This window comes from Paenibacillus sp. FSL W8-0194 (assembly GCF_037969745.1).
Lineage (GTDB): Bacteria > Bacillota > Bacilli > Paenibacillales > Paenibacillaceae > Paenibacillus_AQ > Paenibacillus_AQ cookii.
This window is the reverse complement of record NZ_CP150205.1, coordinates 3,987,351-4,010,439: the sequence shown is the minus strand read 5'-3', so window position 1 is coordinate 4,010,439 and position 23,089 is coordinate 3,987,351. Positions and strand designations below refer to the sequence as shown.

Annotated in this window: 15 protein-coding genes; 12 read left to right on the top strand and 3 right to left on the bottom strand. The window is 55.5% G+C overall.

All coding sequences use genetic code 11. The features are described 5' to 3' along the window. Window positions 1-97: 97 nt before the first annotated feature. The 12 genes from MKY58_RS18245 (at window position 98) to MKY58_RS18190 (ending at window position 20,285) form a co-directional block, all read left to right on the top strand. Window positions 98-1,912 (top strand): S9 family peptidase, encoded by a 1,815-nt coding sequence (locus MKY58_RS18245; protein WP_339321499.1) that lies wholly within the window; start codon window positions 98-100, stop codon window positions 1,910-1,912. Window positions 1,913-2,174: 262 nt separating this feature from the next. Continuing rightward, window positions 2,175-3,314: a GntR family transcriptional regulator gene (locus MKY58_RS18240; protein ID WP_339321498.1), complete on the top strand. Its 1,140-nt coding sequence runs from the start codon at window positions 2,175-2,177 to the stop codon at window positions 3,312-3,314. A 486-nt stretch (window positions 3,315-3,800) separates the two neighbouring features. Further along, window positions 3,801-5,213 (top strand): extracellular solute-binding protein, encoded by a 1,413-nt coding sequence (locus MKY58_RS18235; RefSeq protein ID WP_339325197.1) that lies wholly within the window; start codon window positions 3,801-3,803, stop codon window positions 5,211-5,213. Window positions 5,214-5,303: 90 nt separating this feature from the next. Then, entirely contained in the window at window positions 5,304-8,270 is a 2,967-nt protein-coding gene (locus MKY58_RS18230; protein WP_339321497.1) for an extracellular solute-binding protein, read from the top strand. A 68-nt stretch (window positions 8,271-8,338) separates the two neighbouring features. Then, window positions 8,339-9,247 carry a sugar ABC transporter permease gene (locus tag MKY58_RS18225; protein ID WP_331480723.1) on the top strand — a complete coding sequence of 303 codons (909 nt, stop codon included), beginning with the start codon at window positions 8,339-8,341 and terminating at the stop codon, window positions 9,245-9,247. A 3-nt stretch (window positions 9,248-9,250) separates the two neighbouring features. Next, window positions 9,251-10,123, top strand: coding sequence for a carbohydrate ABC transporter permease (locus tag MKY58_RS18220; protein ID WP_052147278.1), 873 nt, complete (start codon window positions 9,251-9,253; stop codon window positions 10,121-10,123). 16 nt (window positions 10,124-10,139) lie between these two features. Next, window positions 10,140-12,197, top strand: a complete 2,058-nt coding sequence (locus MKY58_RS18215; RefSeq protein ID WP_339321496.1) for a YIP1 family protein — start codon at window positions 10,140-10,142, stop codon at window positions 12,195-12,197. A 12-nt stretch (window positions 12,198-12,209) separates the two neighbouring features. Beyond that, a complete protein-coding gene (locus tag MKY58_RS18210; RefSeq protein ID WP_339321495.1) occupies window positions 12,210-14,813 on the top strand; it encodes a DUF5696 domain-containing protein in 2,604 nt (867 codons plus the stop codon). Between the two features lies 1 nt (window position 14,814). Further along, window positions 14,815-15,711 carry a sugar ABC transporter permease gene (locus MKY58_RS18205; RefSeq protein ID WP_036713845.1) on the top strand — a complete coding sequence of 299 codons (897 nt, stop codon included), beginning with the start codon at window positions 14,815-14,817 and terminating at the stop codon, window positions 15,709-15,711. Window positions 15,712-15,726: 15 nt separating this feature from the next. Next, window positions 15,727-16,680, top strand: coding sequence for a carbohydrate ABC transporter permease (locus MKY58_RS18200; RefSeq protein ID WP_052147280.1), 954 nt, complete (start codon window positions 15,727-15,729; stop codon window positions 16,678-16,680). 114 nt (window positions 16,681-16,794) lie between these two features. Next, window positions 16,795-19,614: an alpha-mannosidase gene (locus MKY58_RS18195; protein WP_339321494.1), complete on the top strand. Its 2,820-nt coding sequence runs from the start codon at window positions 16,795-16,797 to the stop codon at window positions 19,612-19,614. A 266-nt stretch (window positions 19,615-19,880) separates the two neighbouring features. Beyond that, a complete protein-coding gene (locus tag MKY58_RS18190) occupies window positions 19,881-20,285 on the top strand; it encodes a VOC family protein (protein ID WP_339321493.1) in 405 nt (134 codons plus the stop codon). A 79-nt stretch (window positions 20,286-20,364) separates the two neighbouring features. On the opposite strand, the gene MKY58_RS18185 is transcribed toward MKY58_RS18190, so the two are convergent. The 3 genes from MKY58_RS18185 to MKY58_RS18175 form a co-directional block, all read right to left on the bottom strand. Continuing rightward, window positions 20,365-20,790 carry an SRPBCC family protein gene (locus MKY58_RS18185; RefSeq protein ID WP_339321492.1) on the bottom strand — a complete coding sequence of 142 codons (426 nt, stop codon included), beginning with the start codon at window positions 20,788-20,790 and terminating at the stop codon, window positions 20,365-20,367. A 76-nt stretch (window positions 20,791-20,866) separates the two neighbouring features. Then, window positions 20,867-21,823 carry a sigma-70 family RNA polymerase sigma factor gene (locus tag MKY58_RS18180; protein WP_339321491.1) on the bottom strand — a complete coding sequence of 319 codons (957 nt, stop codon included), beginning with the start codon at window positions 21,821-21,823 and terminating at the stop codon, window positions 20,867-20,869. Window positions 21,824-22,125: 302 nt separating this feature from the next. Continuing rightward, window positions 22,126-22,890 carry a WYL domain-containing protein gene (locus MKY58_RS18175; protein WP_339325196.1) on the bottom strand — a complete coding sequence of 255 codons (765 nt, stop codon included), beginning with the start codon at window positions 22,888-22,890 and terminating at the stop codon, window positions 22,126-22,128. Between the last annotated feature and the right edge of the window lie 199 nt (window positions 22,891-23,089).

Sequence of the window (23,089 nt, the reverse complement as noted above, 5' to 3'; positions counted from 1 at the left end):
GCCCGAAGTGGTCATCCGGTCCATGGATCGACTATAATATGAAGCAAGCCCCGGTTTGACCGGAGGTCCATTTTCAGGGAGAAGGAGTTGCATAATCATGATCCAATTTCCGAGGCCTGACGTAGAGCAGTTTTTTCAAACCTATCTCATTCGTTCCTTCGGCATAAGCAAAGATGAAAAGCGGCTGGTTTTCAGCAGCACGCTAAACGGCAAATTCAATTTGTGGGCGATCAATTTAAACGGGGATACGCAGTACCCGTATCCGCTCACGTACAACGATCAGATGTGCAATTTCGTGAAGGCGGACCCGCAGGGCAGACACCTGCTTACGGCCTTCGACCGGGACGGGAACGAAAACTACCAGCTGCACGCCCTTCGCTGGAACGGCGGCGAGCCGCTCCCGCTGTTTGAAAACGCATCACCGGACGAAAAACATGAATTCGTGCATCTGTCCGAAGACGGCAACCGCGTTTATTACACGACCTCCAAAGACAATCCGAATTTCCTTAATTCCCGCGTTTACGATCTGGAATCGAAGCAGGACAGGCTGCTGCTGGAAGGCAAAAACACGGTGACCATGATCAGCGCCGTCAGTCCGGACGAAAAGACTTTTGCCTACACCCAAATGTACGCCAATACCCACTACGTAAGTTATCTTTTGCTCGAAAACGGCCAAGAGATTTGCCTTACTCCTTCTCCGGAGCGGCCCCACATGTCGGGGAACGTGCAGTTTCTGGATAACGACAACGTCGTGTTCGCGACGGATTACGATTCGGATTTTACATACATGGCGCATTTCAGCATCAAGGAGGGGGCTTTCAAACGGCTGTGTGGAATCGGCCGGGAATCGATCGGCGCCCTTCGCTTGCATAAGGAAACGCAAACCGTCTATATCGTGACGGAAAAAGGCGTCGAAGACCGCCTCTACGCCTACGCCTTGGACAGCGGGGAACTGACGCCCATCCCGCTTCCGGTCGATATTCTCGAGCAGATGTTTGTCGCGGCTTCGGGCAACCTGTATATCCTGGGACGAGGCGCGGTGAAGCCGTTGAACATTTACCGCTACGACGGAAGCGGATGGGCGATGCTCACCAAAAACGTGCTGACCGGGCTGACGGAGGAAGATCTTGTCGCGCCGGAAGTGGTGACCTATGCATCCTTTGACGGCATGGAGATCGAAGCGCTCCTGTTCCGGGCCAAAGCGGAGGCCGCCAACGGCTGCACCGTCTTTTGGCCGCACGGCGGGCCGCAGGCGGCGGAACGCAAGCAATTCCGCGCGATGTTCCAATATATCCTGGCCGGGGGGTACAACATTTTTTGCCCGAATTTCCGCGGCAGCACCGGTTACGGCAGCTCGTTTACGAAGCTGGTGGAGCAGGATTGGGGCGAAGGGCCGCGGAAGGATTGCCTGGCCGGAATGGATTGGCTGTTCGAGCAGGGCATTTCGAGCCCGGATCGCCTGTTCGTGGTCGGGGGCAGCTACGGCGGTTACATGACGCTGCTGCTGGCCGGGCGGAATCCGGAATATTTCAAGGCGGCCATCGACATTTTCGGCGTCAGCAACCTGTTTTCGTTTTACGGTTCGGTGCCGGACCATTGGAAACCGATCATGGAGCAGTGGCTTGGCGATCCGGAGCGCGACCGCGAACGTTTCGTCAAGGATTCGCCGATTACGTATCTCGACCAAATGGTCAACCCGATGCTCATCATCCAAGGCGCAAACGATCCACGCGTGGTCAAGGCCGAATCGGACCAAATCGTGGAGGCGCTGCGGGCGAAAGGGCGCGACGTCGAGTATATCGTCTTTGAGGATGAAGGCCATGGCATAACGAAAAAGGCGAACGAAAAAGTAGCTTATGCGCGGATGGTCGAGTTTTTGGACCGCTGCCAAGCTGCCGTCCTTAAGCCGTAAACGGGAGTCCTTCCGGTTTAAAGTTCCTGTGTAACGCAGATTCCATCGATCAGAGGCGGGGAGCGGCCTGCAGCCGGCAAGTTGGGCTGGGGCCGCCCTTGTATAAACCGGAGAAAGAACATAGAAAGATGAACGCTTATGCTTTGGCTTACATACTGGATGTATCACATTAGGTATATAGTTTGCATATACAAACCTTAATTTGATATAATCAATCGAGGCATTATTATGTGAATAAAAGGACAGACTGGAAGTGAGTGGGATGCAGTCAAGCCAAAAACCGCTATACATGATCATCATGGAAGACTTGAAGGAAAAGATCCTCACCGGTCATTACAAAGAAGAAGAGCAGCTTCCGACCGAAGTGGAGCTGGCCGAGCAGTCCGGCGTCAGCCGGATCACGTCCAAACGAGCCTTGATCGAACTGGAACGCGAAGGCCTGATCTACCGCAAGCGCGGCAGCGGGAGCTACGTCAAGAAGCAGGAGCCGAAACACGCGTTCGAAGGCGGCGCTGCGTCCACGGCCGCTCCGATCATTTCCATGGTTTTGCCCTACATGGCGACAAGCGAGCTTGATTTCATTAAAGGCGCAACGGATTACCTGGATTCGAAAGGTTATTATTTGAGCATCCACAACAGCAACTGGAGCAGCGAACGCGAGCGCGAATTTCTGCTCCGGATTCCGAAAAACGGCTCGGCGGGCATCATCCTGTATCCGATGAGCACGAACAGCAACATCGATTTGCTGAACATGCTGTATTGGAACGACTATCCGCTCGTGATGATCGATCAGTACGCCGACAGCCTGCCGGTGACGAGCGTCGTCTCGGACAACGTCAAAGGCGGCTACATGACCGCCAAACATCTGCTTGATCTTGGGCATGAACGAATCGCGTTCATATCCAGCATCAGCATCGATTTCCGCAGCACGGTCCGCGACCGGTATCAGGGTTACTGCAAAGCGCTGCGGGACCACGGGCTGCCGATCGACCCCGAGCTTGTGATCACCGACTTTTACCGCGAAGCCGACAAGGACGCGAATGCCTTCTACCCGAAACTCGTCGCCAAGGCGATGGAGCTTGGGGTGACGGCGATTCAGGCCGAACATGACCATTTGGCGGTAGAACTGCTGCGCAGCGCCATTGGGCTAGGCATTGACGTGCCCGGGCAGCTGTCCATCGCCGGATTCGATAACCATATGATTTCGAGCCTGGTCGAAGTGCCGCTGACCACTGTCGCCCAGGACTACAGCGAAATCGGCCGCAAAGCGGCCGAGCTGATCGCCTCGCGGATCGAAGAGCGGGGCAGGCCTGGCGAGCGGGCGCTCGTGCCGGTGCGGCTGATCGAAAGGGCGTCCACCTCCGCGATCGCAACCCATGTTTCCGAACAGCAACAAACCTGAACTTCGCGGCGGAATTTTTGCCAATACCGTCTTAACCAGCGGGCCCCGGAACGATTTCCGGGGTCCGTTTTTTTGGGTCGATGTCGGGTTCATGACGTTCACGTTTGTCATTCTCCGATCCTATTTTTTGAGTGGCCTATTCGGTTTTGAGTATAATTAATATCATAAAAATAGAATATAAGATATATTCACTATTTACAAAATCTAGGCACCAGATTATAATAACTCGTGTAAGCGGTATAAAAGATATATCTAATATGATATATGACGCAGTTCGTTCTGACTTCCAAGGTTTCAGAATCGCTTTTGCATATCGCTTATTTTTTTGTGTAATTCATGTAAGCGCATTCTTTTTTTGCGGGTTCCGCAAGCGTGCAAAGGGGTGATCCGGTTTTATTGCTTTGAAGTTTCATCGGTCTTTTCTTATTGGCGATTCAACAATTCTAATCCGAAACGGAAAAAATGGGGGATGAACGCGTGAAGAAGATGAAAGGACTTTCCATGCTGCTTGCAGTGCTGCTGTTCGTATTCGTGATTGCCGGCTGCTCGGGCGGCGGCAAAACTGAAAGCGGTTCCAATGAGAGCAATAAAGCCGCGCAGCAGGAGCCTGCGCAGGAGACGGCCAAAGAGCCCGACAAAGACAAGCCGGCCGCGGCGGAAGAGCAAAAAATCGATCTTGGCGGGGACACGATCAAAATCGGCGTATGGTACGACGATGCCGATCCAAGATTGCTGAAGGAAAAAAGCCCTGCGGATGAAGAGCAAATCAAGCTCATCGAAGAAGTGGAAAAGAAATACAACACCAAAATCGAATTCGTCAAATTCGGCGACTACAACAAATACGTCGAAAACTTCACCACGACCTCCCTTTCGGGCGAGCCTTTTGCCGACATCGTGCTGCTGGAGCTGTTCTGGGCTTTCCCGACGCTCGCCAACAAGGATTTCATCCAACCGATCGACGACAAGCTGGATCTGAACGATCCGAAGTACATCGACTGGATGAAAAAAGGCGGCAGCTATAAAGGCAAGCAGTACGGCATGACCGACTCCTCTCCTTCACCGTACGGCCTGTTTTACAACAAAACGCTCGTGAAAAAACTCGGTCTCGAAGATCCGTACGAACTCCAGCAAAAAGGCGAATGGACATGGGAAAAGTTCCGCGACTTCGCCAAAAAAGCGACGAAAGACACAAACGGCGACGGCAAAACGGATATTTTCGGCATCGCCGGCGCTTACGGCAAAACGAATTATTTCACGGAGCAGATGGTGTACTCCAATAAAGGCTCCGTCGATAAGGATGCCGAAGGCAACATCAAATTCTCCCTGAACAGCGAAAACGCGATCGAAGCGCTTCAATTCGTCGCCGATCTGTACAACAAGGACAAATCCATCATGCAGCCCGTTCCGGAAGACGCAAGCAAGGAATTCGTCGCCGGCAAAGGCGTCATGTACGGCGGCTTCAGCTGGGAGCTTGGCGGGCTTCTCGACAACATGAAAAACCAGGAGCTCGGATACGTCTTTTTCCCGAAAGGGCCAAAATCGGATAAATACGTTTCTTATACGCCGTTCGGCAACATGTTCATGGTCGCGAAATATTCCAAGCATGCCGACGTGGCCGCAAAAATCATGGATGAAATCAGCCTGCACGATGCGGGCAGAAAGCTTGCGCAGCAATCTTGGGAAAGCTCCTACCCGAACAAGGAATCGCTGGATACGCGCAAACAAATGGCGGACAGCATCGATTACATTTCCTACTACGCCATTCCGGACGGCGGAACGCTGTTCGAAAGCGTCGTCAAAGATATCACGGCAGGCAAAATCTCTCCTTCTACCGCAGTCGACAAGGTGAAACCGCAGTTCGAAGCCAACATCAACAAGCTGCTTCAGGACAGCAAATAACCGCGCGGCAGATAACAGCTCTATAACGCATGCCCCTGTTTCCTTTGGAAGAAGAAAATGGGGGCATTGCTCAAGAGAAAGGGGGAGCCCATGCACAGACCGATAATGAAGGCAGCATCCGTCCTGCTTGCCGCAGCGATCACCGTAAGCCTGATCGCCGCCGCGCAAGGGCCGCTTTCCCGCGATGTTTCGGCTTCGGCCGCGCAAACGCCGGAAAGGCTGGACTTGAGCGGCATCAAGCCATCCGTGAAAGCGGGCGGATACGAAGCATATTTGTCCAAGCATCAACATGAGGCGCCTTCCGCCGAAGACGTCGTCATTGAAGCAGATGCATTCAGCAAGGCCGAAGGGATGCAGGTGTCCGTCCTGCAGGACTATGAAGGCGAACCGGGCAAGTCCATCCGTACGGCGGATGCCGGCACCGTAACTTGGCAGTTCGATGTGAAGCAGGCGGGGCTCTACAACATACGCCTGAAAATGTTCACGGAGCCGGGCAAAGACTCCGATATCGAGCGGGAGCTGGCCATCGACGGAGCCGTGCCGTTTTCGGAAGCCAAAAGCCTGGTGTTCAACCGGGTTTGGAAAAACGAAAAACAGGAGTTCGACCGGGATGCATCCGGCAACGATCTGACGCCGGGGCAAGTCGAAGAGCATGTGTGGCAGGAAATCACTTTAAAGGATAGCGCCGGCTCTTATGAAGAACCGTTTATGTTTTATTTTTCCGCAGGCAAGCACAGCTTGTCGCTGACTTCGATCAAAGAACCGATGGTGATCCGTCAAATTACGCTTTTGGCGCCTGCCGGCGCGAAGGCGTACGAAGAGGTCGCGTCCGAATACGAGCGGCAAGGGATTCAGCCGGCATCGGGCGTTTTCATGAAAGTGCAGGCGGAAAAGGCGGCGTACAAATCTTCGCCGAGCCTGCTTCCGTACAACGACAGGTCCAATCCGGCCGTGGAGCCGTTCCATGTTTCGAAGCTGCGCAATAACGCCATGGGAGGTTACGGCTGGCGGCTGCCGGGGCAATGGATGGAATGGGAAATCGACGTGCCGCAGGACGGATTGTACCAGATCGCGATTAAACATCGGCAAAACTATCTGCGGGGCCTTTCCGTGCTTCGTTCGATTTACATAGACGGCCGGCTGCCGTTCAAGGAGATGCAAAACGTCGCTTTCCCGTACGGCAGCGCCTGGCAAACGAAAGTGGTCGGCCCCGGCGGGGGCGAACCCTATCTGTTCCATCTGTCGCAAGGAAAACACCGGATCCGGATGGAGGTGACCCTCGGGGACATCGCTCCGATCCTGCGTTCCGTGGAATCGAATATTTTGGAACTCAACGCGATGTACCGGAAAATCATCAGCTACACCGGCACCGTTCCCGACACCTTCCGCGATTACAACCTGGAGCAGCGCATTCCGGAGATGACGAAAGTATTCCGCGAATCCAGCGAGCAGCTCGAGTCGATCGCCAAAGCCGTCGAAGGGCCGTCCGGGCAAAGCGACGAGCGGACCTCGATCATCCACACGGTCGCTTACCAGCTGAAAGACATGGCCGATAAGCCGGAAACCGTGCCTTCCCGCGTCGAAACGTTCAAAACGAACGTCGGGGCGCTCAGCTCCTGGATGCTGACGGTCAACGAGCAGCCGCTTGCGCTCGATTACCTGATCGTAAGCTCGCCGGGAAGCAAGCTGCCGGAAGCCCAGGCCGGGGCCTGGAAGAAGCTTGTCACGGGAGTCGACGCTTTTTTTGCTTCGTTTTACGAAGATTATGACGACATTTCAGGCGATGCCGACGGCAAAAACAGCGTTTCCGTATGGGTGACCTCCGCCCGGGATCAGGCGCAGGTCATCAAACGCCTCGTCGAGGATCAATTCACGCCGCAGACGGGGATTCAGGTGAACCTGAAGCTGGTGGCGTCGGACGTGATCCTTCCTTCGACCGTCGCGGGCAAAGGGCCGGACATCGCCCTGCAGATCGGGAACGATCTTCCCGTCAACTATGCCAGCCGCAGCGCGCTCCAGGATTTGTCGGCTTTTCCGGATTTCGGCGAAGTCAAGGACAGATTTCAAGCAAGCGCTCTCGTTCCGTACGAATATAACGGTTCCTATTACGCGCTGCCGGAGCAGCAAACGTTCCCGATGCTTTTTTACCGCAAGGATATTATCGAGGACGAGCTGCATTTGAAGGTGCCGCAGACGTGGGACGACGTATACGAAATGCTGCCCGTGCTGCAAAAGCATAACCTGCAGTTCGGACTGCCGCAGAAGCCGCTCGATTCCTTCGGCAACGAGGTGTCGAACGCCAATATCGCCACGATGCCGCCGAACCCCGCTTTTGCGATGTTCCTGTTCCAGAACCAGGGGCGGTTTTACAAGGACGGCGGCATGGCCGTCGACCTCGATTCCGAGACGGGAATCCAAGAGTTCAAGCAATGGACGGATTTTTACGTCAATTATAAGCTTCCGATTTCGGTCGATTTCGCGAACCGGTTCCGCACCGGGGAAATGCCGATCGGGATCGTGGACTACACGATGTACAACAAGCTGAGCGTGTTTGCGCCGGAAATCAAAGGGCTGTGGTCCTTCGCGCCGGTGCCGGGAACGCCCGGGACGGACGGCAAGCTCCACCGCGAGGTCGGCAGCAGCGGGTCGGCGACGGTGATGTTCAAAGGGGCCGACAATAAGGACGCCGCCTGGCAATTCATGAAATGGTGGACCAGCAAAGAAACGCAGATCGCCTACGGACGCCAAATGGAAATCCGCATGGGGGCTTCGGCCCGTTATCCGACGGCGAACAAGGAAGCCCTGGCCCAGCTCCCGTGGCCGACGCAGGATTTGCGCAAGCTTCAGGATCAGATGCAGTGGGTCAAAGGCATTCCGGAAGTGCCCGGCGGTTACTTGACCGGCCGCAACATCGACAATGCGTTCCGCCGCGTCGTCGTGCAGGGCGAGGACCCGCGCGAGACGATGGATAACTACGTCAGGGCGATGAACGAGGAAATTACGCTCAAACGCAAGGAATTTAATCTCCCTGTCCAAGAAACGAGGGACCTTCCATGAAACAGCAAATCGCCAAACGTCCCGTCATGGCGGGAGCGAACGCGCCGGGACGCGGCAAGCCGGGGCGCATGCTCCAAAGCAAGGCCGTCCGGGTGTGGACGGAAATGAAAAAAAACAAGCACGCTTATGTGCTGATGGCGCCTTATTTCCTTATTTTTTGCACGTTTACCGTCATTCCGGTGCTGCTGTCCTTCGCTTTAAGCTTTACGAACTTTAATTTGCTGGAGCAGCCGCGGTGGATCGGGTGGCAAAATTACGCGAGATTGTTCGTCCAGGACGACATCTTCCTGATCGCCTTGAAAAACACGCTGCTGTTCGCGGCGATTACCGGACCGATCAGCTACATGGCCTGCTTCATTTTCGCCTGGCTCATCAACGAGCTGCCGCCCAAGCTGCGGGCGGTGCTTACGCTGGTGTTGTACGCCCCTTCCATCTCGGGCAATACTTATTTGATCTGGACGCTGCTGTTTGCGGGCGATTCCTACGGGTATGCCAACTCGTTTTTGATGAAATGGGGTTTCATCATGGAGCCGATCCAGTGGCTGCAGGATACGCGGTACGTGCTGACGATCCTTATTCTGGTTCAGCTATGGCTCAGTCTGGGGACGTCCTTCCTGGCGTTTATCGCCGGACTGCAAAACGTCGACCGGACGATGTACGAAGCAGGCAGCATCGACGGGATCCGCAACCGCTGGCAGGAGCTGTGGTTCATCACCCTTCCGGCGATGCGCCCGCAGCTGATGTTCGGCGCGGTCATTCAGATCGCTTCGGCGTTTTCGGTCGCGGAAATATCGATCTATCTGCTCGGCTTTCCGAGCGTGGATTATGCCGCGCATACGATCGTCACCCATTTGGTCGACTACGGCACGATCCGGTTCGAAATGGGGTACGCTTCGGCCATCGCGACCGTGTTGTTCACGATCATGCTGACCGTGAATCTCGTAACCCAGAAGCTTCTAGGAAAAGTGGGTGAGTAAAGCGTGAAATTGGTTTTGAAAATGCCGAAACGTTTGAACAGGTCCTGGGGCGTCGATATTTTGCTGTTTTTGCTGCTGGGAGGCGTGGCGTGTTTTATGGCGCTTCCGCTCGTCTTTACGATCAGCAACGCGTTTAAGCCGATCGACGAAATTTTTACGTTTCCGCCCAAGCTGTTCGTGCGCAATCCGACCTTCAAAAACTTTACGGACCTGGTAGGGATCTTCAGCGACTCCTGGGTGCCGTTTTCCAGGTACGTATTCAACACGTTTTTTATCGCGATCGTGGGTACGGTCGGCCATGTCATTTTGGCCTCGGCGGCGGCGTATCCGCTGGCGAAAATCCGTTTCCCGGGCCGAAAGCTGCTTTTCAGCATCGTGGTGCTGTCGCTGATGTTTACCGCCTACGTCACCCAGGTGCCGAACTATATGATCATTTCGTACCTCGGCATGATCAATACGTATTGGGCGATATTGCTTCCGGCTTTCGGGATGACGCTCGGGCTGTATTTAATGAAGCAATTCATGGAGCAGATTCCGGACGCGCTGCTTGAAGCGGGGAAGATCGACGGAGCGAGCGAATACCGGATTTACTGGCAAATCGTCATGCCGATCGTGCGGCCCGCATGGCTGACGCTCATTATTTTTTCGCTGCAAAGCCTGTGGACCAACGGCTCCGTCACGAGCCACAAATTTATTTACAGCGAGCAGCTGAAGACGGTGGATTACGTATTCGGGCAAATCGCAAGCGGCGGCCTGGTCCGGACGGGACCGGTCGCGGCCGTGACGCTGCTGATGATGCTCGTGCCGATTACGGTGTTTATCGTCACCCAGAGCAGTATCATTCAAACGATGTCCACGTCGGGCTTGAAGGAATAACGGAGGGGGCTAACAGATGAAGAGATGGTTCGCTGCATTCATGATCGCGCTGCTCTTGGCCTCCGGCACCGAGGCGGCCCCGGCGTCGGCTAACGATGCTTACAACTACTCATATTGGGGAACGCCGGTCCCGGCCCCCGATCCCTACGCCTTGGAGCGGGTGGTATACGGAAACGAATGGAGCGCGGGCCCGTTGTCCGCGCCCCAGGATCTGTACGCCGGTCCCGGAGGCAAGCTGTACATCGCCGATACCGGCAACAATCGGATCGTCATTTTGGATCGGGATTTGCAGCTTGCGGGGGTCATTGGCGAATTCGAGCATGAGGGCAAAAAAGACGGCTTGAACCAGCCGCAAGGCGTTTTTGTCGACCCGGACGGGAACGTTTACGTTGCCGATACGGATAACCGCCGCATCGTCGAGTTTGACGGAAGCGGAAAAGCGAAAAGAATCATTGGGGAACCGAAGTCGACGCTTCTCCGGCAGGGGTTCCAGTATACGCCGACCAAGCTTGCCGTGGATCAGGCCGGGCGGCTGTACGTGATCAGCCAAGGCAGCTACGAAGGCATCATGGAATTCGAGTCGGACGGCACGTTTAGCGGCTTTATCGGCACCAATCGCGTCAAATTCAGCCCGGTGGATTTGTTCTGGAAACGGATATCCACGAAAGCGCAGCGCGAGCAGATGCAGCAGTTTATCCCGATCGAATTCAACAACTTGGACGTGGACGAGAACGGATTCATCTACACCTCGACCTCCGAGGAAAATTCCGACCAGCCGCTCAAGCGGCTGAATCCCTCCGGCACGGACATTTTGCGCAGCAAAGGGTATTTTCCGCCGAAAGGGGACGTCGGCAATCTCGAAGGGGGAAGCGTCACGGGCAGTTCGATTTTCGTCGACGTGACGCCGGACCGGGCCGGGATGTACAGCGCGCTGGATGCGAAGCGGGGCCGGGTGTTCACCTACGACAAGGACGGCAACCTGCTGTATGAATTCGGCGGCCTCGGCAGCCAGCAAAGCAATTTCCGGACGCCGGTGGCGATCGATCTGCTCGGCGACCGGATGGCCGTGCTCGATAAGGATAACAACCGGTTGTCGGTGTTTGCGCCGACCACCTACGGCAGCCTGATCCGCAGCGCGGTCGTGGCTTTGAGCGAAGGGCAGACGGATGCGTCCACCGCGGCCTGGAGACGGGTGCTCCAGCTGAACGCGAATTTCGACGTCGCTTATATCGGCATCGGCAAATCGCTGCTGAAGCAGGGCGACAACCGCGAAGCCATGAGCTACTTCAAGCTCGGCAACAGCCGCGAGTATTATTCCGAAGCTTTCAAGCGTTACCGCAAGGAGGTCGTCTTTGAGCATTTCGGCACGATCGTTCTTGTCATCGCGATGGTGATCGCCGTCGCGGTCGCCGCCGTCAAGCTGGCGGGGCGCAAGGCCAAGGGGCAGTTTTATCGGGAATTCGGCATCATCCGGAATCCCTTCTACACGCTGCTTCATCCGTTTAACGGGTTCTGGGAAATGAAATACGAACGGAAGGGAAGGCTCAGCGTGGCGTTTGCCATCGTGGCGCTGCTTGTCGTGGCGATGATCGTCAAACGCCAGCTCGGCGGCTTTGTCATTAACTTTAACGATCCGGATCAATTGAGCACGCTGAACGAACTCAAATTCATCCTGCTTCCGTTCCTCCTTTGGTGCATCGCCAACTGGTCGCTGACAACGCTGATGGACGGGGAAGGGAAATTTACCGAAATCATGACCGCGACGGCGTATTCCCTGCTTCCGCTGGTGCTCATCTATTTTCCGCAGGTGTTGTACAGCAACGTCATTACGGCGGATGAGAGCTCGTTTTATTATTTGCTGGATACGATCGCGATGATTTGGTTCATTTGGCTGCTGTTTACCGGAACGATGACCGTGCACCAATATTCGGCAGGGAAAACGGTCGTCACGATGCTGCTGACCTTGGTCATGATGGGGATCATCATTTTCCTCGGCGTGCTTTTCTTCAGCATGCTTCAGCAAATGATCAATTTCGCAAGCTCCATCTATAGGGAAATTACATTCAGGCTGTAGGAGGGATGAAACGTGGGCATTCGCAAAAAACAAGCGGCAGGCTTCCTGTGCGTTTTGCTCCTGACGGCGGCGGTTTGGGGCGCCGCGGACAGCGTGCCGCCGCGCAAAGAGGCGGAAGCTTCCGGAGCTCCAACCTCCGAAACGGCGTCTTCGAAATCCGCAGCGTCGCAAACGGATCCGGCCGGTCACAGCGCCATGCCGGCGCTTACGCGCCATGCGCAGGCCGCTCCAAACACGCCGCAAGAGCTTGCAGCGCTGGAAACGATGGAGGTCGCGGCGGAAAATGAGCGGCTGAAGCTGTTCGTCAACCGGGAGACGGCGGAAATCGCCGTGCAGGAGAAGGACAACGGATACGTATGGTTTTCCAATCCGCCTGGGCGAAACGAAGACCCGAAAGCGTCTCCGCTGTACAAATCCGAGCTGTCCGCGCAGGTGCTGCTTACGTATTACAACGACAAAGGCCAGGTCAATGCCTTCAACAGCTTTGACGACAGCGTGGCCAAACAGCAGTTCAAGCTGACGCAGGTCGAAAACGGAATCCGGGTGGACTACCGGATCGGGAACGTGAAGCAATCCTTCCCGAATATTCCGAAGGTGATCGGCAAAGAGCGTTTCGAGCGGGACATCCTCGCCAACATCCAGGACCCGGACCAGCGGGACGACATCAAATACAAATTCCGCTTCGACGAAAAAAAGCAGGTATACGAAGTGCGGAAGCTGCAGGATTACGTAGCCGAGGAAGTGTCCGCCGTATTGGAGGCGGCGGGCTATACGGCGGAGGATGCCGCTGCCGACAACCAGGCCAACGGAGCAGGCGGCGAGGCGGCATCCGAAGAGCCGGAATTTGCCGTCCCGGTGGTTTATGCGCTTGACGGGGACAGCCTGGTCGTATCGGTTCCGGCAAAGGAGCTGAAGGCCAACAAGTCGTTTCCGATCGCCTCGCTTCAGCTGTTGAAATTTTTCGGCGCGGCGGATACCGGAAAACAAGGATATATTTTTGTGCCCGACGGCTCCGGCGCACTCATCCATCTCAACAATCAAAAGCTTCATGCCGAAGGGTATGACCTGCCGATCTACGGGAATGACGGGGCATTCGACGTGAAGGAGAAAATCCAGACGAACGAAGCGTCCCGCCTGCCGGTGTTCGGATTAAAGCAGAACGACCATGCGGTCGTCGGCATCATCGAGGACGGGGAAGCGGGAGCCAGCGTTGCGGCCGACATCAGCGGGCGCAACGACTCCTACAATACGGTCGGCGCCAAATTCCAGGTCACGGCGATGGACTATTACACGCTGTCGTCCGGCACGAAAACGAGCGCGGTGCCGATGTTCCAAACAGGCAAATATGAGGGGAACCTGCAAGTCCGGTATACGTTTTTGTCCGGCGATGACGCCGATTATACAGGGATGGCCGCGGCTTACCGCACATACTTGGAAGGCAAATACGGCTTGAAGCCGCTGCAGGCTTCGTCCGGCAGCCCGTTCGTGCTCGAGCTTGAAGGCGCGTTCCGCAAACAGAAATCGATGCTCGGCATTCCTTACCGGTCGACCGAAACGTTAACGACCTTTGAGGAAGCGCAAACGATCGTCGGCGAGCTGAAGGCTGCCGGTGTTCAAAACATCGACCTGCGGTTCGTGGGCTGGTTCAACGGAGGCATTCGCCATGGTTCGCCGGACGACGTTGAGGTGACCGGGGCTTTGGGCGGCAAAAAGGGATTGCTGAAGCTCTCGGAAGATATGAAGCAAAACGGATTCCGGTTTTACCCGGACGCCGCGTTCGTGGAAAAATACAAAGGCGGTAAAGGCGCGGCTACGCTCCTCGACCGCAGCAAAGCGGAGGTATTCGCTTATAATCCGGTGACGCATGCAAAGGATGCGAGCAAATTTTCGCACTATCTTCTGTCGCCGCGTCGGTTGCCCAAGCAGGTGGACGGATTTTTGGCCGATTATGCCAAGCTGGGCGTTCCCGGGCTGTCGCTGCGGGATTTGGGCCGCGAGGTCCATTCCGATTTCGACCCGGCGCATCCCGTGAGCAGGCAGGATTCGCTCAAAGCATCGGTGCAAGCCATGGAGCTTCTCAAAAATAAGACGGGCTCGCTGATGGTCGAAGGCGGCAACGCCTACAGCCTGCCGTATGCCGACGTGATCGTCGATGCGCCTGAACGCAGCAGCAGGCTTAACATTACCGACGAAGAGATTCCTTTTTTCCAGATCGCGCTCCACGGCTATTTCGATATTGCCGGAGCCCCATACAACATGGGCGGGCTGCAAAATCCGCGCCTGTCCATGCTGAAGTCGCTGGAAACCGGCTCGGCCGTCTATTACCAATGGTTCGCAAGCGACGCGTCCAAGGTGAAGGATACGGACTATAACCACTTGTACGCGCTGAACTACAAGGATTGGATCGGCGAGGCGGCGGAATTGTACAAGGAGTCGAACCAGGTGCTTGCGAAAGTGCGGAATCAGGTCATCACGGCCCATAGCACCCTGGCTCCGGGCGTCGTCAGAACGACGTACGCAAACGGCCTAACCGTAACCATCAATTACAATCGGGCGGCGGTGGCCGTGGACGGCCTGCAGCTTCAGCCGCAGAGCTATCACGTAGGCGGTGAATAACATGTTCAGAAAATCGTTAACTTTGTCCCAGAAAAAGCAGCTGTACGGCCTGCTGTTCGTCACGCCGCTTATTTTGGGGCTCGTCATCCTGTTCCTGCTGCCGCTGATCCAGTCCTTCCGGTTCAGCCTCAGCACCATTCGGCTCGTTGAAGGCGGCTTTGCCGTCGATTACAAAGGATGGTCCAACTACGGCAGCCTGTTTACGACCAACCCGGATTATCCGCGCAAACTGACCGAATCGGTCGTCAACATGGTCGTCAACGTGCCGATCATCATCATTTTCAGCCTGTTCGCCGCGGTGCTGCTCAACCAGAAGTTCCGGGGGAGGGCGCTTGCGCGCGCGATATTTTTCCTGCCGGTCATTTTGGCGTCCGCGGCGATCGCCAACCTGGACATCAGCAGCTTTGTCGGGGGTTCGACCCTGTCCGGAAGCAGCGGCGAAAGCGGCGGCGGGATGCTGCAAAGCTTCGAGCTCAAAAAAATGCTGACCGAATCCGGGCTTGCGCCGGTGTTCGTCGATTACATTACGGGCGCGGTGGACCGCATATACGAAATCATCAGCTCGTCCGGGGTGCAAATCCTGATTTTTCTTGCCGGGCTGCAGTCGATTTCGCCGGCCTTGTACGAGGCGTCGCGGATCGAAGGGGCGACGGGCTACGAAATTTTCTGGAAGGTGACGTTTCCGATGATGACGCCGCTCATCCTGACGAACACGGTGTATTCGATCATCGATTCTTTCAGCCGGAATTCGATCAATTCCCTCATTTCCGAAACGGCGTTCAAATCGTTCGAGTTTGGCCAAAGCGCGGCGATGTCCTGGGTGTATTTCGCGGTCGTGACGGCGATCCTGGGCATTTCGACGGCCATCATTTCCCGAAAGGTATTCTACTATGACTGATAGGAGGAGAAGGCCATGAAATCGCCCGCCGCATACGCGGATATCATCCAGTACCGATTCAATCCCCTGGAAAAATCCAAGCTTTGGCTGTGGAAAGCCGTCCGCACCGTCATGATCGTCGGCTTTTGCTTCATTATTTTGTTTCCGCTGTTTTTGCGGCTCTCGGTAGCCTTTCGCAGCAAAGCCGACATTTACGATCCGACCGTGCTTTGGATTCCGCGGCATTTTACGCTCGACAACATCAAAATCGCGATGGAGGCGACCCAATATTTCCCGGCCCTCCTGAACACGTTCCTGATATCGGCCGGAACGACGATCGTCCAGCTGGCTTCGTGCGCGCTTGCGGCTTATGCCTTTGCAAGGCTGAAGTTCCGGGGCAGCGGCCTGCTGTTCGGCCTCGTCATTTTCACGATCGTGGTGCCGCCGCAAACCATTATGATTCCGCTGTACCTGACGTACCGTTATTTCGATTTGTTCGGTTTGATCAAGCTGTTTACGGGCAAATCCAGCCTGAACCTGATCGATACTTTCTGGCCGTTCCTGATTTCCTCCGCGACCGCGATGGGGCTGAAAAACGGCTTGTACATTTATATTTTCCGCCAGTTTTTCCGCGGGATTCCGAAAGAAATCGAGGAGTCGGCGTTCGTCGACGGCGCGGGCGTGCTGAGAACCTTTTACCGGATCATGCTGCCGAACGCCGTGCCGGCCATCATTACCGTCGTTTTGTTTTCGTTCGTCTGGCAGTGGAATGACAGCTATTACGTGTCGCTTTTCCTGAGCAAGGTCAAAGTGCTTTCCACGCAGCTGATGGATATGGGGTCGGCGCTTGGCAAGGAACCGGATCTGGTCTACCAGTCGATGCTCCTGAACACGGGCGTGCTGCTCCTGACCGCGCCGCTGATCATTTTATACCTGTTCGTGCAGCGGTATTTCGTGGAAAGCGTGGAACGGACGGGGATCGTCGGTTAAACCGGCACATACGATCGCCTGTTTCATGCATGCGGCCTGCGCATCGCCGATCGCGGGGCGTTGGCGGGCCTGTCATGCGGCATAAGAAAAAATCTTAGAATGGAGAGCGGAATATTGGCACAATCAAAGACGGTACATATCGTTTCGCACACGCATTGGGACAGGGAATGGTATCTGCCTTATGAAAAACATCATGTGCGCCTGGTCAAGCTGATGGACGAGCTGCTGGCCATCCTGGAAAAGGATCCGGGTTTCAAAAGCTTTCATCTCGACGGGCAAACGATCATGCTGGACGATTATGTGCAGATCCGCCCGGAAAAGCGGGAGCTTCTCGAGAAATACGTACGCGAAGGCCGCATCCATATCGGCCCGTGGTATGTTTTGCAGGACGAGTTTCTGACCAGCAGCGAAGCCAACGTGCGTAATCTGCTATACGGTCACCGGGATGCGGCCCGTTACGGCGCGATAAGCAAAACCGGGTATTTCCCCGACTCCTTCGGCAATATGGGGCAGGCGCCGCAGCTGCTGCGCCAGGCCGGCATCGGGAACGCCTTTTTCGGACGGGGCGTCAAGCCGACGGGGTTCAACAACGAAGTCAGCGAGGCGGCGGCGTACGAATCGCCGTATTCGGAAATGATCTGGGAAGCTCCCGACGGTTCGCGCGTGCTTGGCATTTTGTTTGCCAATTGGTACAGCAACGGCAACGAAATGCCCGTGGAACCCGGGGAAGCGGCGGCCTATTGGGAGCAAAAGCTGCAGGATGCGGAAAAGTACGCTTCAACGCCGCATCTGCTGATGATGAACGGATGCGACCACCAGCCGGTGCAGCAGACGGCCGCCGCGGCGATCCAAACGGCGCAAGCCCTGTTTCCGGAACATCGTTTCGTCCATTCCAACTTGGCGGATTACGCCAAGGCCGTATCCGAAAACGTGCCGGAGCATCTGTCGGTCGTCCGCGGCGAACTTCGCAGCCAACATACGGACGGCTGGTCGACCTTGGTCAACACCGCGTCGTCGAGAATATACCTGAAGCAAATGAACAACCTGGGACAAACGCTGCTGGAAAAAACGGCCGAGCCGCTCGCCGTTTTCGCCCATTTGACGGGGAAAGCGCCGTATCCGCATCACCTGTTCGAATATGCCTGGAAAACGCTGATGCAAAACCATCCCCATGACAGCATTTGCGGCTGCAGCGTGGACGAAGTGCATGACGAGATGGTGGCCCGGTTCGCCAAAAGCAGGCACGTGGCCGAAGCGATCGTCAGCGACAGCCTGGATGCGCTTGCGGATGAGATCGATACGAGCCGGTTCGGCCGGTTCCTTCGGGAAGGGGAAACCGCACATCCGCTGGCGGTATGGAATACGACCGGCTGGAAACGTTCCGGCGTGGCGACGGCGGAGCTTGAGATCGAGCGGATCTATTTCCGGAGCGGCATCGGTTTTGCCGAAATGAAAAAAACGCTGAAGACGCTGCCGATCGGCCAGTTGCGCATGATCGATCCGGACGGGGAAGAGGTGCCGTTTGCCTATGAGGACCTCGGCATCGGGTTCGGCTACGACCTGCCGGATGACCGCTTCCGCCAGCCTTATTTCGCAAGGAAAATCCGGGTACGCTTCGAAGCGGGGCGCGTGCCGGGGCTCGGGCATAAAACGTTTGCCGTCGTCCGCGGAAAGCAAGGAGGCGTAGGCATCGCAGGCCGAACCGCCGCCGGTTTCGCATCGGCCAACGCTCCGGCAGGAAACGATGCGCCCCGTCCATCGCTGGTGACCGGACCTAACCGCATGGAGAACGAATATTTGGCGGTGACGATCGAACACGACGGTTCCCTGACCGTCATGGACAAGGCAACCGGCCGGATGCTGCGGGACCTGTGCATCTATGAGGACACCGGCGATATCGGCAACGAATATATGTACAAGCAGCCTGACGGCGATCAGCCGATCACGACGAAGGGCCTGGCCGCCGACGTCACGTTGGCCGAAGACGAGCCGTACCGGGCTTCCTTCGATATTGCGCATACGCTTCGCATTCCCGTTTCCGCGGACGACACGCTCGGGGAGGAGCAGCGGGAGCTGGTTTGGTTCACGGGACGAAGGGCGGGCCGTTCTTCCGTCATGACGGATCTGCGCATCTACACCCGGATCACGCTCGAACGCGAAGGCCAGGGCATCCTTGTCGAGTCCGCGTTCGACAACCAAGCGGAAGACCATCGGCTTCGGATGCTGTTCAAACCGGGCATCGTCGCCCAGACGCATAAGGCGGATTCGATCTTCGAAGCGGCGGAAAGAAACAACGTCCCGGCCGCGGAATGGAAAAACCCGAGCAACTGTCATCATCAACAGGCCTTCGTATCGATCCGGGACGAACGGCAGGGCCTCCTGATCGCCAACCAGGGGCTGCCGGAATACGAAATCGTGCAGGAGGAATCGACGGCGGGAATGGCGGTAACGCTGCTGCGGGCGGTGGGGGAAATGGGAGACTGGGGCCATTTTCCGACGCCGGGGGCGCAGTGCAAAGGAAAACATACGGCGCGCCTGATGATCGTCCCTTTTTCGCCGGAAGAATCCGGTCAAGGAAAAGGAGGTTTGGACGAGGAGGGCGCCATGGTTCTGGCGCATCAATTCCAGGTGCCGTGGCTGGCGCAGCAAACGGGGATGCATGGGGGCCGCCTCCCGGCCGTTCATTCTTATCTGTCCTGGGAAGGGAAGGGGCTCGTGTTCTCGGCGCTGAAAATGTCCCCGGAGGATGCCGTAGTGGCTCGGTGGTTCAATACCGAAAAAGAACCGCGGCTTCTGCGCATCGAACCTTCCTTTGCCGTTCAAGAGGCAAGGGAGAGCAACATTATGGAGGAGCCGCTGGAACTAGTGGATCTCAGGGAGATCGCCGCAGGGCCCGCGGAAATCAAAACGGTTTTGCTTCAGCCCAAGAGATAAATGCTTGCAGCCGCTGCAGGGACGCTCGCGTCTTCTGCGGCGGTTTTTTTATGCTGCAGCCAGTTGAGCTCGCGAAGAGTGCGAAACATAAAAACCACCGGCCATGCAGATGGGGGGATCGAGGGGATTCGAACTCACTACCAAGTTGTTTTTCAAAATTTGCGCTTCCGAATCCATGAGACCGATGAATTCCCGGATCGGCTGTCGTCTATATAAACGAAGGCATGAATGAACACAAACTAATTTGACGAAGAGGTGTTTTGAAAATGGCATTAACGTCCGCATTCACGAGCTTCAACCTGCCTGTAAAAAACGTAGAACAATCGAAAGCGTTCTTCACCGGACTCGGATTCGAGCTCAACCCGCAATTCCCAGAGAGCGAGAATTCGGTAGCCATCGTGATCGGCGACAACCTGCAGGTCATGCTGATCAATCAAGCATTCTTTAATACGCTCACGGGAAAGGAATCCGTCGATACGAGCAAGTATGCGCAGATGGCCTTCGAGAGCCGGGAAAAGGTCGATGAAATCGTGAATACCGCGGTCTCCTTGGGCGGGAAATTGCACGCTGAACCTGAAGATCATGGGTTCATGTATCATTGGGGCTTCGTGGACTTGGACGGCCATCTGTGGGCCATTAACTACATGAACATGAATGCGGCACAAGGTTAAGGCTAACGGAGAAAACACTCGTACTAGGGTTCAAAATGAAAGACGCCGGGCATCTTCCCCGGCGTCTTCTTCGCGATGATTAGTTTTGTTCGGTATAGGCTTTGAAATTGTCCATGATCGCTTGCCAGCCTGCTTGCTGGAACTCGACGGGATTGGAGCTTTCCGCGTCGAACGTTTCAATGACCTTCGTCTTATTCCCTAGATCGGTGAAAGCAATATCCACTCTTCTTCCGTCTCCCATGGTGTAGCCGATCGCCTCATGCCGATTCACGACATCGTAAACGCCGCCAAAATCAAAGCCCATGCTCCCATCCTTCGCTTCCATCCGTGTCACAAACTTGCCGCCGACCCGCAGATCGTTTTCGGCTCTCGGCGCATGCCAGTCCTCGGACGCTTGATTCCACTTCGTGATGTGATCCGGCTCGGTCCAATAGCGCCATACCTTCTCGACAGGGGCCTCAATGACGGCTTGCACGGTTACTTTCGTCGGTTGATTCGTTTCCATTTTAAATAGACACCTCTCTCATCATATTCGTCTTTTGGTTATTCTCAATAATATAGACGTAAGCCAATGGCGAAATTCATCGGTCGAGTCGCTCAGGCAGCCCAAATCGCGAAAATAATTTTGTATTAATGAAGTTTTGAACGTGCAGAATTTGATTTTCTTTGGCCTCAATGACGTGGATGCCCCAGGGTACCAGGCTGGAGCCGTCTTTGTCCGGCATATACTGGGCCAGCGCAGGATAACCGCCATTCACCGTAATGGGAACAAATCGCGAACCTTCGCAATGCCAGCGAGTAAGCGAATAGAAGGCGGACAAATCTTCCTTGCCGCGGATCCACATCTCGAAGGGCGGCATCGACATGCAGCCTTCCTCGTGGAACAACGCGACGAGCGCAGCAATATCGAATTGCTCGAAGGCCTCCACATACCGGGCCAGCAACTGCTGCTCCGGTTGAACGTCCATGCTGCTGAGCTCATCCGAGCGGAGCTGCGCCCGGTCCAACGTCTCTCGGGCTCTTTGCAAGGCGCTGTTCACCGCTGCCGGCGACATCGCGAGCGTTTCGGCGATCTGCTTGGAGGACCATTCAAATACATCCTTCAAAATGAGTACCGCGCGCTGCCGCGGAGGCAAGGTCTGCAGAAGAGCGATGAAGCACAGTTGAAGGGTATCTCTGCGGACGAGCCGATCCTCCGGATTGCCCCCAAAGTCGGGAGACGGCCAGATCCAGGCAGAGTCCGGCAGCGTGTCGCGCGGCTCGGCGATGGCGACGGCCGGGTCGAACAGGTCGACGGGAAGCGCGCGGCGTTTGGATTGTCTCAGTTTGTCCAAGCACAGGTTGGAGGCAATCCGATAGACCCAGGTTTTGAACGAGGAATCCTGTCTGAACGTGCTCCAGCTCTGCCAGACCCGAATACTCGTCTCCTGAACGGCATCGTCCGCATCGTCCATCGAGCCTAGCATTCGGTAACAGAACGCGGTTAAGCCCGGCTTCAAGCTTGCAAATAATGTTTCGTCAAATGCGGTCTCGTTCATCGCGGCCTCCCTTAACGATCTCCCCGAAGGGGGATACCTTCATTTTTTTGCTACCTATCATTTCCTGGCCCATAGAAACCGCCGCGGGTATTTGCTCAATCATTGCGGTATGGAAGTGGATGGGGGAAGTCAGGGGGTTCATAAATCTTCTGCTACTCATCTTGTTTCACCTCTATCCGAAATTTTACCATGGTCCCGGTCCTCCAGGCCCAAAGGGTCCTCCGTCCGGTTTTAAGGAAAATGCGTCGAGGAATGCAGGATGGCTCGTGGTGTAAACTGCAGCCTTCGCGCTGAGAGGATCCTTACCGATATTGCGCCATTAGTTTGTCCAGCATTTCCCTCATAATATGGATCAACTCCTCTGGCGCTTTTACCTTTGCATCCGTACCCAATCCAATAAAAAAATGGCCGAAAAAGGGAAGGCTGCCCGCGGGGACAGGATTGCCAAGCCATCCCGTGCCGTCTTCTCGAACATGAATTTGCATTTTGTGCGGGGGCCACATTTCGGACTCGTATCTTTGCACCCCGGTCGCTGTAAGCTCGACATACAGTTCAAGATCCGGACTTCCTGTTCCATGTAGGACTCCCAGTTTCCTGTATGCACATGCGTCAAATCGACCGCTTTCAATATCGGACAGTTCAACAGACCTAACCCGGTCACAGCGAAACAAGCGAATAGCGCGGCGGTGAAAGCAATAGGCCGGACAATACCAAAACCCGTTGCTGGCATAAATTCCGATCGGCTGAACATCTCTTGACCGCTTATGCTGTTTCGATTCGTATTCCATACGCACCACTTTTTGATCGATCGCAGCATCCAGCAACACGCTCAAATAAGGCGTGCTTGCTTGTCTCATCGGCGTAACCAGATCAAACCGTTTCCGCATCCGATCGATACGGTCCCGAATATCATCCGACATATAAGAGTAAAATTTCCGCAACACTGAATCTGTTTCCGCCTCAAAGGGAAGATCAGCGAAGTGCCTCAAGGCATGGCTGGCAAAAAATACAGCGAGCGCCTCATCTTCCGTAAAAGCAACCGGGGGAAGCGTTCTCTCGTTAAGCATTCTATAGCCCCCATGCTGACCGACCTCCGAATAAAAAGGAACCCCCAGCGCGCTCAGCTCCTGCATATACCGCATAATCGTCCGCGTGGAAACTCCAATTCACTGGCAAGCTCTGTGGCGTTGAAGGACTTCTTTTTGTTAATGGCCATCATAATCTCGATCAGTCTTTTGGACTTTGCCATAATTTACACCTTTATAT